18 protein-coding genes are annotated in these 13,050 nt (G+C 37.5%); 5 read left to right on the plus strand and 13 right to left on the minus strand.

Annotated features, from left to right (window positions below):
- Window positions 1–208: 208 nt before the first annotated feature.
- Both HGC4_RS17085 and HGC4_RS17090 read right to left on the minus strand, forming a co-directional pair.
- Window positions 209–424 (minus strand): (4Fe-4S)-binding protein, encoded by a 216-nt coding sequence (locus tag HGC4_RS17085; protein ID WP_050711367.1) that lies wholly within the window; start codon window positions 422–424, stop codon window positions 209–211.
- A 123-nt stretch (window positions 425–547) separates the two neighbouring features.
- Window positions 548–850: a GNAT family N-acetyltransferase gene (locus HGC4_RS17090; protein ID WP_050711351.1), complete on the minus strand. Its 303-nt coding sequence runs from the start codon at window positions 848–850 to the stop codon at window positions 548–550.
- Between the two features lie 166 nt (window positions 851–1,016).
- On the opposite strand from HGC4_RS17090, the gene HGC4_RS17095 reads away from it, so the two are divergent.
- Entirely contained in the window at window positions 1,017–2,060 is a 1,044-nt protein-coding gene (locus HGC4_RS17095; RefSeq protein ID WP_082204227.1) for a DUF4421 domain-containing protein, read from the plus strand.
- Window positions 2,061–2,076: 16 nt separating this feature from the next.
- The gene (locus HGC4_RS17100) at window positions 2,077–2,682 is read left to right on the plus strand and encodes a hypothetical protein (RefSeq protein ID WP_050711353.1); all 606 of its coding nucleotides are present in this window, start codon (window positions 2,077–2,079) and stop codon (window positions 2,680–2,682) included.
- 87 nt (window positions 2,683–2,769) lie between these two features.
- Here the strand turns inward: HGC4_RS17100 and HGC4_RS17105 are convergent, their stop codons facing one another.
- Complete coding sequence (locus tag HGC4_RS17105) at window positions 2,770–3,108, minus strand: YegP family protein (RefSeq protein ID WP_050711354.1); 339 nt, start codon at window positions 3,106–3,108, stop codon at window positions 2,770–2,772.
- A gap of 237 nt (window positions 3,109–3,345) precedes the next feature.
- Here HGC4_RS17105 and HGC4_RS17110 point away from each other — a divergent pair, with 237 nt between their 5' ends.
- Complete coding sequence (locus HGC4_RS17110; protein WP_050711355.1) at window positions 3,346–3,867, plus strand: DUF2867 domain-containing protein; 522 nt, start codon at window positions 3,346–3,348, stop codon at window positions 3,865–3,867.
- 2 nt (window positions 3,868–3,869) lie between these two features.
- Here HGC4_RS17110 and HGC4_RS17115 read toward each other — a convergent pair whose 3' ends face one another.
- The 7 genes from HGC4_RS17115 to HGC4_RS17140 all read right to left on the minus strand — a co-directional run bounded on the left by HGC4_RS17115 (window position 3,870) and on the right by HGC4_RS17140 (window position 8,983).
- Window positions 3,870–4,883 carry an AI-2E family transporter gene (locus HGC4_RS17115; protein ID WP_050711356.1) on the minus strand — a complete coding sequence of 338 codons (1,014 nt, stop codon included), beginning with the start codon at window positions 4,881–4,883 and terminating at the stop codon, window positions 3,870–3,872.
- 128 nt (window positions 4,884–5,011) lie between these two features.
- Window positions 5,012–5,632 (minus strand): chloramphenicol acetyltransferase, encoded by a 621-nt coding sequence (locus HGC4_RS17120; RefSeq protein ID WP_050711357.1) that lies wholly within the window; start codon window positions 5,630–5,632, stop codon window positions 5,012–5,014.
- Window positions 5,629–6,321, minus strand: a complete 693-nt coding sequence (locus HGC4_RS17125; RefSeq protein ID WP_050711358.1) for an HAD family hydrolase — start codon at window positions 6,319–6,321, stop codon at window positions 5,629–5,631. Before HGC4_RS17125 ends, HGC4_RS17120 begins: the two co-directional genes overlap by 4 nt.
- A gap of 41 nt (window positions 6,322–6,362) precedes the next feature.
- A complete protein-coding gene (locus tag HGC4_RS18735; protein WP_157258368.1) occupies window positions 6,363–6,521 on the minus strand; it encodes a hypothetical protein in 159 nt (52 codons plus the stop codon).
- 89 nt (window positions 6,522–6,610) lie between these two features.
- Complete coding sequence (locus HGC4_RS17130) at window positions 6,611–7,396, minus strand: glycoside hydrolase family 16 protein (protein WP_050711359.1); 786 nt, start codon at window positions 7,394–7,396, stop codon at window positions 6,611–6,613.
- Between the two features lie 133 nt (window positions 7,397–7,529).
- Window positions 7,530–8,255, minus strand: a complete 726-nt coding sequence (locus HGC4_RS17135) for a head GIN domain-containing protein (RefSeq protein WP_050711360.1) — start codon at window positions 8,253–8,255, stop codon at window positions 7,530–7,532.
- 14 nt (window positions 8,256–8,269) lie between these two features.
- A complete protein-coding gene (locus HGC4_RS17140; RefSeq protein WP_050711361.1) occupies window positions 8,270–8,983 on the minus strand; it encodes a histidine phosphatase family protein in 714 nt (237 codons plus the stop codon).
- Between the two features lie 338 nt (window positions 8,984–9,321).
- On the opposite strand from HGC4_RS17140, the gene HGC4_RS17145 reads away from it, so the two are divergent.
- Complete coding sequence (locus HGC4_RS17145) at window positions 9,322–9,621, plus strand: hypothetical protein (protein WP_050711362.1); 300 nt, start codon at window positions 9,322–9,324, stop codon at window positions 9,619–9,621.
- Between the two features lie 44 nt (window positions 9,622–9,665).
- Window positions 9,666–10,052, plus strand: a complete 387-nt coding sequence (locus HGC4_RS17150; protein ID WP_050711363.1) for an SMU1112c/YaeR family gloxylase I-like metalloprotein — start codon at window positions 9,666–9,668, stop codon at window positions 10,050–10,052.
- 35 nt (window positions 10,053–10,087) lie between these two features.
- On the opposite strand, the gene HGC4_RS17155 is transcribed toward HGC4_RS17150, so the two are convergent.
- From HGC4_RS17155 to HGC4_RS17165, 3 genes are all read right to left on the minus strand, one after another.
- Window positions 10,088–10,984 (minus strand): hypothetical protein, encoded by an 897-nt coding sequence (locus HGC4_RS17155; protein WP_050711364.1) that lies wholly within the window; start codon window positions 10,982–10,984, stop codon window positions 10,088–10,090.
- A gap of 21 nt (window positions 10,985–11,005) precedes the next feature.
- On the minus strand, window positions 11,006–11,947 hold the full coding sequence (locus tag HGC4_RS17160) for a hypothetical protein (protein ID WP_157258371.1): 942 nt from the start codon (window positions 11,945–11,947) through the stop codon (window positions 11,006–11,008).
- A gap of 104 nt (window positions 11,948–12,051) precedes the next feature.
- On the minus strand, window positions 12,052–13,050 hold a 999-nt coding region (locus HGC4_RS17165; protein WP_221406886.1), incomplete at its 5' end, for a hypothetical protein.

Genomic DNA, 13,050 nt, shown 5'->3' on the forward strand with positions numbered 1-13,050 from the left:
TATAATACTAAAAGCGGTTCAGACCAATCAACATGTAATATATTAAATATCATACATTTGAAGAAACAACTTTAAAATATTAATTTTCAAGGCATTTAAAGCTCAAACAGTATATCTCTTTCTATTCAAAAAATTTAGTTTTCACAAAAAAATCAGTGATTAGTAACAACCACTGATTTATATGAATAAAAAAGGCTAAAACCCTTATTTACTTTTCGATTCTATAAGATAAAGCTCCCGATGGACATGCATCTACCTGAGCCATCAATTGTTCTGTAGTGGCATTCTCTATCTTTAACCAAGGTCTTTCTTGCGGATTATATACCATTGGCAGCATTTTCACACAGATACCTGCATGCTGACAAAGAGAAGGTTGCCAGAAAATGGTTAATTCGCCATTCGAATATTCTATTTTTTTATTAATATCCATCATATCGTTCTTATTTAAAGTAAACAAACGTATTTGATTCTATTTAATATCATAAGGGCAGACCTTTCCGTCTGTCCAATGTGGATGAGAAGTTTACGCCTACAAAAAATTATATTCTTAAATATTAATTCCCCTCATCACAATACGTCTCCAATCGGGGTGTTTTTGAATGTAGCCAGCCACAAACGGGCATAAGGGCACTAAGCGAAGTTCTTGTAATTCTATATTTTGAAGTACTTTTTCGATCAATTGCGAACCGATTCCCCTTCCTTCGAGAACAACGGGTACTTCGGTATGAGTGAGGTATATCTCGCCATTCTTCGATTTTATGTATTCTATTTTCGCAATCTCGTCACCGATTCGAAACTCATACCTATTTTCGGGGCTATTGTCTATCAACTCATAATTTTCTTTCTCCATAATAGTGTTTTTTAGTCAATAAAAGTATCAGCCCATTCATTTTACACAGAGGCGATACTGTGATCTTTTATTTATCAAACGTTTAAAATCAAGGTTTTGTTTTAAATAAAACTCTTTATTCTTCATTTATTAATATTTATTACCTCTACACTAAAAATGTTTATCTTTGGCGCTCATTCAATATGCAGGTAATGTAATGAGGAATACTATTTCCCCAATGAAAACTCTAATTAGTAATTTTTCTGCCCGATTCATTAGTTTCTTACTTTTGATTGGTTTGTATCAAAGCGCATCTATTGCACAGATAGATAGCCTGTACATTGTTCCTTTCGAGCAGAAATTCTCTATACAAACGTCTGTTTCAAGTAAGTTTCTTGGCCTATCGCAGGAATACGAGGCCAAATCGATGCGCAATTTTTCTTTGGTACCCAATACTCCCGTGAATATAGGACTAGGCTTTACCTGGAAAAACTTAAGTATGAGCGGATCTTACGGCTTTCAGTTTTTGAGAGATAAGAGTAAAGGCAGAACTAAATCGTTCGATTTTCAATACCATTACTATGCCCGAAAATTTGTAATTGATCTCTTTCTGCAAAACTATCGGGGTTATAATAAAGTATATGAAGACGATGAAGAAAATTATATCAGAGCTTCCGATGTACAAATAACTCAATACGGTGCACATGGGATGTATGTATTCAACAACAAAAAATTCTCATACAAAGCAGCTTATAACCTCAGCGAAAAACAAATAAAATCGGCAGGAGGTTTCCTTTTAGGAGGTAGTGTCTTCCAGAGCCGAATCCGCTCCGACAGTACTTTGACTGCTGTTTTGCCTAATAACCAAAAACAGTTCGACAATTTTCAAGTTGGCGTTAGTGGCGGCTATGGCTATACGTGGGTCATCAAGAAGCACTATTTTGTTGCAGGCTCTATGACGGTGGGTGTAAATGTGGGTGCTGAAAGAATAGATCGCTTCGGAAAACAAAAACTAGAAGTATATCCCAATTTATTTCCGAGAGCATCTGCGGGATACCATGCACACGACTGGTCTATTGGAGTATCGGTTCTGGCAAACAGGATATCGGTACAAATGTCGGAAGAGGCAAGCACAATGCTCACCTCGGGAACTCTACAATTGACTTTCGTCAAACGATTCAACAGCCATCCTAAAATATTAAATATACTACCTAAAAACATTATCAAATAACTCAATCTTTCATAAAATGAAAACTCATTACCTTATATTTATCACTCTATTTCTATTGGCTGTAACAAGTTGTAACAACAAACAAAAAGAAAGCAACACAGTTGAGCCAGAAACCGAAATGGCAGAACCTAAAGGCAATATAAGTAGTATCTCCGTTCTGTATTACAATTACATCGTAGAAGCAGAATCAGCCGTTAATCCCAATGATATTCAATTAAATATACCACAGTTCGATAAAGATCGTAAAGGGGTATTAGATGCCACCATAAACGACTCTATAAGAATAAGTAAGCTAAAGAGCAGAATAGATTCGCTACACGCTGCACCTCAGCCATCGCCCATAGATGCCCGACTGGTGGCAATAATCAATTATGAGAATGGAACGCAAGATCAGCTATGCGTTGGAGGAAAGTATGTAAATAAAATCTTCTTAAACGGTGTTGAGCAACAAACCGATAATCAATTGCTATTTCTTCTGAAAAATTACATCGGCTTTTATCCATGGATGATTGGTGACGATATGTATGCCATGCAAGAGTTGCAGGATGCATCTTTTCCTAAAAGTCCATTTATTTCGACACCCTATTACGAGGCTTATCAAACAGCACTCAACAACAGATAATTGTCAAAAGACATAAAAAAAAAGAAAAGGCAATCTTTATACAAGACTACCCCTCTCCCAATTTAGATATATTAGTTAGGTCGGTATTTAAATCTCAATAGAAAGATCGGCTATTGTTGCTTCGGGAGCATTCTTTTTTACCGATTCTATTCCTTTTTCTCTACCTGCCTCACTTTCGTACATTTGACTGGAGCCAATAATCTGTCCGTTTGTCGCTTTCAGATTAAAATAATATTTTTTATTGGCAGCCTCTTTTCTATCATAATGAGCATCCTCTGTTGCATTTTTCTTTACAGAGTCAATACCATTCTGGCAATTTGCTTTTGTTGTATATCCTTCGCTCGTTAAAACCACTTGTCCGTTACCAGCCTTAAGATTAAACTGGAACTCTCCGTTCTTTCTCTTTACTATCTCAAACTTTCCCATATCTATTGGTCGCTTTTATATTTATATTAGTATTATGGTTCTTATGTAGGTTAAACACCCATCTCTTAATTTATGTTCATTGCATTAACATAGTACCCATTTTCATTCTCTACAGAAAGGAAAAATTGATTGATATTTGATTTATTACTATTCTTGAGAAAATAAAATTATTCAGACCATGAACAGAGCCTTACATCTAACTATTTTATACCTTTAAAAGAAAAATAAATAAGAAGTATGAAAATAAGGAAATCGCAAATACAGCAAGCCGATCTTATCTATAAATACCTGCCAGCCAATTACACCGAATGTCTTCAATGTAACTTTAGCAGCCAGAAAAAAGTATCTGCCGACGATATTATGGTGGCATTTTGGACAGTTCCTCCTAAATGGGTAGACAACCTTTTCGATCTGCGCGATCTATTGGTGAAACCTTTCGGCATACAAGGAGGGAACAAGGGCAGCCGACACGAACTGGAGAAGAGCATACGAACAGGAGGTACTCACAAATTTATGAGCATAGCCGACAAATCGGACGAAGAAACCATATTGTGTGCCAACGATAAGCATTTGGTTATGTATCTATCTATTAAAGTAAAAGAACTTAACGAGAGAGATAAAGATGTTACTGTATCTACTCTGGTTAAGTTCCATAATTTATTAGGAAGGGCGTATTTCTCAATTATATATCCGTTTCATTGCATCATCGTACGAAGTATGCTGAAATCGGTTCTAAAGAAATTCGAGAATCAACCCTAACCTTATTTCGGGTCATCAATATAATCTCGTTTAAACATATCGAAGCACAGAAGGAATAACGATAGCAACAAGGGTCCGAATATCACACCCCAGAAGCCAAACAGAGATAATCCGAGTATCACCCCGAAAATGGTCACCATAGGATGCGTATCGGCAAGTTTCTTCTGTAAAAGAAAACGTACTAGATTATCTACATTCGAGATTACAACCAGTGCATAAATAGCAAGACCAATTCCACCCGCCCAATCTCCCGTCAAAGCGAGGTAGGCTGCCAATGGAAACCATATTAAAGCAGTACCTATAAGTGGTAGTATGGTAGCGAAACAAGTAAGGAAGCCAAAAATAACGGGATCGGGTGTTCCAAAAATCAAGTAACCGATCATCGCTATAAAACCTTGTATCAAAGCCAAAAGTGGAATACCAATAGCATTGGAAGTAACCATTACTTTGGCTGATTTTATCACGTCCTTTTTATTCTTATTCCTGAAAGGCAATATATCATATACATACGATTCCATACGCTTACCGCCCAACAGCATGAAATACAACACAAACAGAAGTACAAACGAATTGATAAGGAAAGAACTTACCTGACCTACTAACATCTGTACAATACCTGTAATATTAGAAGTAATCATAGTCAGATTCTCACCACTCAGTAGATCGTAACCCGTTTTTTGCTGAATAAGATCTATCAGGTGCTGAATGGTTTTGATGAGTACACTAGGCTCTAGATTAACTGATTGCAATCGGTTTACAAGAAGCCATATAACAAAAAAAGCAGGCACCAGAAAGATCAAGGATACCTCGACCAAAATAATGGTTGCCGCAATACTTCTACGCATTTTTTTTGTTTCCGACAGAAACGACATTTGCCTGCGTACAAGCACATATACAGTACAAGCCCCCAAAACTCCGCTTAAAAAAGGCAGAGTTTCCTTAAATACTATTCCACCCAAGATGATGATGATAATCAACAACGAGTATTTCCAATATTGCTCTTTAAAGTCGCTCATGCTACTAATTAATAAATTATGTGATATATTTTGTTCATCTCAATTCAGTAGAATAGTTACTATAGCTTATTTAATCAAAAGATTTCTAAAGATTATCGTAACCACTACGAATAAACATATCAAAGGCACTAATCGTTCATCAGTTTCTGAAATTCATCAATATATTGTCCGATATGAGCGCCATCCACCAATGCGTGATGCACATGAATAGACACTGGCATAGATAGTTTACCATCAACCTCCGTCATTTTGCCAAATGATATTTTAGGACAACTATCTTCTCTCGAAAAATTACGGGCATGCGATAGCGATGTAAAGTTAATCCAAGGCACAGCCGAATAATGAATGGCATTCACTGCTGCACAAAAATCCATAGAAGTGCTATTTCGCACCTCATCTACCACCTTAGAAGCCTCAGCAACAAAAAGGTTGTAATCTTCGTGAAATTCCATGTGGCTGAATCCGAATGTACCGTTAGGCCGATCGATCGTAGCCTCAGGGTCAACCTTATCATACAGATAGACATCGTTTCCCTCTATACGATAGCGAAGAGCTTCTACGCTATTGACGGCGCATGTAGATTTGTGCAGATAGTAAAGGAAGAAAGAAGTTTTAAGCTCCTTTGCCTTTCGGTACGCCTTTGTACAATCTATATTAACACAAACACCGTAAAACGGCTCATCAAAATTCTTGAAAAATAAGTAATGGCCTTTTCTAACCCAATTTTCTATATCCAGTTTCTGTTTCATCGTATCAAGTATGGTAATATTTCGGTTATCTTATCTATTCGCACCAAGTTGGGATGTATCACCTTATCCTCCAATTTTTCGTGTGCCCATGTACTGTGAAAAGGTACATAAGCCGCATATCCGTCTAATTCTAAAACGGGTACAATATCCGATTTCAGGGAGTTACCTATCATCAGGAAGTTTTCGGGTTTACAATCCAGATTCTTGAATAGTTTGCGGTAATCTTTCCGTTGCTTATCGCTCATTATTTCAATATGATGAAAATAATGTTCTAAGCCCGAAGCACTAAGTTTTCGCTCCTGATCCAACAGATCGCCCTTAGTAACTACTACCAGTCTGTACCTTCCACTAAGCATCTTCATAACCTCATCCACACCATCGAGTAGTTCGATTGGCTTCAACAATATTTCTTTACCTAAATCTAATATTTGCTGAATAACCTCCGGCTTGATTTTGTAATCCGATATTTTGAGAGCAGCCTCTACCATCGATAGGGTAAAGGCTTTTACTCCAAAGCCATAGATTGGCATGTTATTTATTTCTATCTTAAGCAGTTCTTCCGAAATTTGCTCATACGGCAAATGCTCTTCCAGAAGTTCACGAAAACGATACTCCGTTTCGTCAAAATAAGTTTGATTTACCCAAAGGGTATCATCCGCATCAAATGCGATAGTATCAATATGTTTCATTCTATATTCGTTCGTCGATGATGCTTTATCATCGAGAGTTATCAATTAATATTCAACCAAACAAATACACCTATAAAGATAAAGAAGATAACCAGTCCGTACCAAAAACAACCATCGTTGCCTTTTTTATCGCCACTTCCATCTCGCGATGGTGTCAGCAAGTCACCTAATATATCTCCCAAGAACTCTAATAAGCCCATTCAATACAAGTTAGTTGTTATACATACAAATATAGAAACTTTAGAAAAGATATCCGATAAGCCAAACCTAAAAAGGTCTAAGACCTTGCTTATTGCTTCTGATAGAAACGCACCCAATCGATTTTCATATCAACGGGCAAGTCTTTAGGGTCTACACCCCCTACCCAACTTCCGCCAAGCTGCATATCAATCAGCAAGAAGAAATCATCATCAAACGGATATTGACCTTCTTTGTCTGTCTCAATACGAGGATAGGCAAAAGTGCGGCTATCGTTCACAAAAAACACCAGACTATCAGCATTTATTTCAAGCGCATATATATTGTAGTCGTTTCTGTTCAGTAAGTTTGTGCCTCCATTTACAGGATTGTCTTTTATTTCGAGATCATACGTATAATGAGTATGTATTGTTTGATAAACAATACTGTCAAAATTGAGATGTTCCATTATATCTATTTCGCCACCCATAGGCCATCCTTCATTCTGAGACAGCATCCATATAGCAGGCCATGCTCCTGTGGCTTCGCCCAGCTTAGCTCTAATCTCTATACGACCGTTTTTGAAACTTACTTTGTCCTTTGTCCAAACACCACCCGTTAAAAAAGGTACTGTATCCGATTGAAGATCGTTATTCACGATACCTTTCAAGACCAAATTACCATCCTTCATTTCATAACACGAGTCGGAAAAACTCATATAGTTCTGCCAATCGGCTGTACCTCTCGGTATACGGCTCCAACGCGAAGTATCGAGCGTAGTTCCGTCAAAATTTTCTTCCCACACCAATTGCCAGCCTTCCTTTTTGGGAGCAGTGCAATACGTTGTGGAAAACAAGATACATGCTAGTACGGAAAAAATTAATAAAGACTTTTTCATAGTATTCGATTTTAAATAAAAAATATTCAAGGTTTTAACAAAGATATAATTTTTAATAAAGAATACCTATACAAACAGCAAAAGAGCATCCTAAGACGCTCTTTTATAGTATATGTAATATTTCCGGATCGGTTTATTGAAGCACTTTCAACACACCTGCACCTTTTATATTGTTCTTGGTTATTTGAGGATTTCCTTTGTAAGCAATTGTACCTTTTCCTTTTATTTCGGCACTCAATTTGTCTAAAACATTGATTTCGATATTGCCACTGCCTCTTATTATCGATTCCATTTCGTTAACCGCCAAATCTGATGCTTTGACATCTCCACTTCCCGAAATATCGATCTTTGCTTTATGAACCTGTCCCGACATATCCATGTTGCCTGCACCTCTCAATTGAAATTCGGCTTTATCATAAACCAGATTATCTGCTTTAAAATTGCCCGTACCTTTCATTTCGATTTTAAGCTCATCGCCTGCAACTGCTCCTTGAAGAGTAATATTAGATGCTCCCTTGCTCTCCACATATTTCAAGCTGGGCGAATTGGTATATATCACAAATCGGCTTGGGTTAATGCTTTCTTTAGCCTTTACGGTAAGCGAGCGACCTTTTACCTTCACATCTATAAGCGGAATAATATTATCATCGGCTTCTATACGTAAATATGCCGCCTCATCGGGTTTTGCATTATATACGATATCGATGGCTCCCTCTACTTTTATTTCGCTGTAAATTTCGATCGGCACTTCGTGACTTATTACGTTACCATCGCCCTGAACGGGTTTACCTTTACATGATGCTAATGCCAAAACAGCTATGCAACAGATGTAAGTAAGTGCATGTATTGATTTTTTCATACGCTATATATATTTTATTTTTTCACTTCCAGGCTTCTGCCTGCATGTACATAACTCATATCACCCATCGATTGTACGTCGAATTTTCCGTCACGATAAGTAACTTTACATACAGCAGCATTCTCGAGATGCCCTTTCAGTAATTCTTTGCCTCCTAAACTCTGCAACATACAAATAATACTCATACCATGAGCTATTACAAGCACATTTTTATCTTTACCATCAGCAGTTTCTTTAGCAGCAACTTCGCGCAAAGCCGACTGAGAACGTGTTTCTACTTGTTCGAAAGTTTCGGCAAGTCCCATATGATCTAGTTTGCTTATCACATCAAGAGCCTCTTTGTTAGATATTTTTCCGTGAAATACATCACGATACATATCTTCCATTTTCACATATTGAAGAAAGAGGGCAACATTACCCCACATCTTTGTATTAAAATCGGACTCGAAACTACCGAAGCATGCTTCACGAAATCCGTAAACTTCATTTATAGGTAAATCCGTTTGTCCTTGTTGACTCAACACTACCTCTGCAGTTTGACGGGTACGGCGCAAATCGCTCGAATAAACGGCATCCAAACGAATATCGCGCAAGCCTGCACCCAAGAACTGAGCCACCTCTATTCCTTCGGGCGTAAGAGGCGAATCGCACCATCCTTGTACACGATCGAGCGTATTTAGTAATGTTTTACCATGTCGGGCAATATAGAATGTAATTGTAGAACTCATAATCAATATATAATTTAAAAAGAATAGCTCTCTCTTTGAGATTTGAAACTTTGAATAACAAGGCACAAAGGTAACGCTTTTTGTCGGGCACGAAAAGAACAAATTAAATAAACAACCATATCTTTACTTATACTTATCTTTATCGTAAAGTTATCCGTATTCATATAAAACGGTATAAAAATACAGAAGAGCAATAAGTTTTATAATAGACAAACATCTAATTAATAAAACACTTTCTTATATTAGCATCGAAAAAATGGTGAATGGGATAATACCTCATTTGCCCGACTCAAAACAAACAGTTGTCGTTATAAAAACAGTAAACAGCATCTTATAAAATGGGAAAGAAAGTATTCGGCATTGTTACTTCAATAGCAATGGTACTAAGCCTTACGGTAGCAGTACTCGGCATTATAGGCATTACAATGACGGGAGTTTATCCCGGAGTTATCATATTATCGTTAATTGCTCTGATACCAATTGCTTCTAAGTTTTATGCTAAAAAGATCACAAGTAAACCTCTTGGTTTTCAGAAGAATTACTACATAGCGCTCACAATTCTAAATTTGCTATCAATTCTAGTTGTCTTATGGATGACATTTGTAATTGTACATGACCGTATTCTTCAGGACTGTTGATGTTTCTGAAATCGTCGGGACTAATTTAAAATAGAAAAAGAGAAATGAAATTTTCGCATATACATCACGTAGCCATTATCTGCTCAGACTACCCACAGTCTAAGGACTTTTACACACGTATTCTGGGATTCGAAATCATTCACGAAACGTATCGTGCCGACCGCCAATCATACAAACTAGATTTGAGGATAGACAACAATTCGCAAATCGAATTATTCTCATTTCCCGATGCCCCCAAACGTCCCTCCTATCCCGAAGCACAAGGCTTGAGGCATCTCGCATTCAGTGTCGATCATATAGAAAAAGCCATTGATCACCTCAACAGCTTTAACATAGAAACCGAACCTATCCGCACTGACGAAATTACGGGCAAACGGTTTACATTCTTTTCCGACCCCGATGGTTTACCTCTCGAATTGTACGAAATATAATTCCAAACAATTAGAGATTTTACAGTAAGAGAAGATTAAAGTTTCCAGTAAATCATCGTAGTCTTAGCTATATTCTGACCAGGAGCCGCTTTCAGCGTCCAACTCCTTTTACTATAATCAATAGGGCCAGTATCCACACCATATTTAGAGAGTTTAAACGTAATAGCATCTCCAACATTGACAGAGGCTCCTAATGTTACAGAATAAGATATGGGCTGTTTATTAATAAATGCCGGAGTATTCATTTCCGCAAAGTCAATTAGTACATCATTCACATACAACCAAATATAAAATATACCTCTAACTGCTTCGGGACTATCGTTACTTGTAGAACCATACAATCTGAAAGAAAAAGCATACGAACCCGATTCATATATATTAATACTGCCAAAATCCATATCTTCGGCACCTACCTGAGTCGAAGAGTTCAGATTGAGTCGTGTTGTAACATCACTCTGTAAATCTTTAAGAGTGAGGCTTTCGCCCAACGACGAAATTAATATTAAATGCCATTCTCCTCCTTCAAAATAATACAAACCGGGAACAACCCGATTATTCATACTTCCACCTGAAACTGTATTATATACAAACATTCCATCTATCGGATTGGGCACCGTAGCCAGATCATTTGTACCACTCAGCGCAACATTGTTTGTCATAAAAGCCTTATCATTAGCACCCAACTCTAATTGAGTACGCGTATCAGAGGCAGGTAATACACCTATGCCCACATTTGCTTGTCCTTCATTATCGAGCCTTACCAAAAAGTCGTCCTGGTTTTGCACAAGGCTTGGAACGCCTGTTATCGAGTTATTACCCGAAGCATCAATATGAAAAAGAGATTGTGGATTCTCCGTATTAATACCAATCTGAGCATTTATTTCTAACTCACAAAACGCTAAAAAACATATAATTAATCTCAATTTATTCATCTCTATTCATTTACTATACAATTATATTTTCCAATATATTAATGAGGTTTTCGCAGCCTTTTGCGGTGCAGAGTATAACACCCATTGGAGGTTAGCCCTATAACCTAATTTAAATATTATTTTATCTCCCACATTAGCACTACAGCCCAGCGTTACGGTATACGTCATAGCATTAGAACCCGCAGCACCAATACCAACACCGGAGGGATAGGTGGGAACATTTATCCGAACATAGCTTTCTACCGTTTCGGCAGAAGTAATGCCATCTTTACGGATCAAATAAATATAAAAATCTGTTTTTTCCATTTCTGAAGAAGCCGCCAAATACAATACACGCCCATAGAGCCGTAACGAAAATGCAAAGCCTCCTGTTCTATCAATCACAATATCATTTCCAAAATTGAGAGGTAATGCTCCCGCAGGTGGTAAAGTAGGATCAGAGGTTATCAAAGTAGACTCCAGATTTTCCTCTAAATCGCGCATACTAAGAGTCATACCATTATAATCTTTCGTTTCGATACGAAACCAAGCCTGTCCATTAAAATAATATAGCCCCGGAACCACATTATCGGGATAAGCTCCAGCGGTAGCCGTATTAAGAACCATCATTCCTTCCGTAGGATTAAGTACCGTTGTTTTATCTAAAACCGAAGTCAAAGCAACTCTGTTATACACAAATGCTCTGTTAGGAGCACCCAATTCGAGTTGAGTGTTATTCAAAGCCGAGGGTATTGTACCTATACCCACATTTACACCGCCCTTGTCATCCGATTTAACAACAAAGTCATCAAGCTGTTGAAGTGCCGAAGGTGTACCCGTTGATGGGTTATTGCCTTGCCCGTCAATATAAAATATAGATAAGGGGGTTTTAGAATTTATTCCGACCTGAGCAGGCAAAAATGCACAGCCCATAAGAGTGCAGATAAAATACGTTGTTAGTTTTCGTGTTATTAGTTTATTCATTTTTTGATCATACTTAGTGAAATAAAAGTATTTAACGGTATACTACCGATTTACAACAGCTTATATCTATTATACTTCTCAATACAATAAAAAATTTACAACAGCTATAATTTCCAATACATAAGAGTAGTCATATCCTTAGCTAAAGTCCATACACGTGGTATAGTTCCTCCATGCCCTACCCTAATCTGAATATTATCGCCCACTTTGGCTATACACCCCAATGTTATCGAAGTAGTTACATTTTCGCCGGTAGCATATACAGGCAAAGTTATTTCGGCATAGTCGGCTACTGTATACGCAGCATCATTAAACCGCTTACGCATAATATAAAGATGGTAGGTTGCCCCCATCAAAAACTGAGTATGGGTATCTGTAGTTCCACTCAGCTGGAATGTATAAGCATACGAACCCGATTCGTAAATGGTAAGGTCTCCAAAATTTAACACCGAAGATGTTGCGTAATTAATTACCGATGACGCTTTGGTAGCAACATTAGCTTTAAGACCCAATGTTTTTACAAAGCGAGAATAGGCTGTAGTAGAAAGCCTTACCCACGATGCACCATCATACATATAATATCCCGGAGTAACGTTGGCAGGCACAGTTCCTGCTTCGGCAGTATTGTAAACAATCATACTTTTACGGGGATTAGCAACTGTCGTTTGATCGTACAACCCTGTCAAAGGAACCCTATTGGGCAAAAAGGCTTTGTTGGGAGAATCTAAAGACAGTGATGCACCCAACTTAGGCAGTCCACCAATAGAAACATTTATACCACCGTTATTACTTGCAATCATAATCACATCGTCCCGCAATTCGGCATCAATAGGAGATGCACTTGTATTGCCTTTTCCATCGAGGTGAAACACTCCCAACGGCACTTTGGTGTTTATGCCTACTTGAGCATTTAGCAAGCCTACCAATAGCAAACAAGATATAAACAAGAACATTTTTCTCATTACTATTTTCTTTTTATCTGTTTTAGTTAGTTTATTTTTATTTATCGAAGTAAGAAAAGGCAATGACATGTAATCGCTACATACCATTGCCTGACATAGTTGTGCCATAGATAAGCTTACAATTCGTGCCGATTTTGAACG

Source organism: Dysgonomonas sp. HGC4, assembly GCF_001261715.1.
GTDB lineage: Bacteria > Bacteroidota > Bacteroidia > Bacteroidales > Dysgonomonadaceae > Dysgonomonas_A.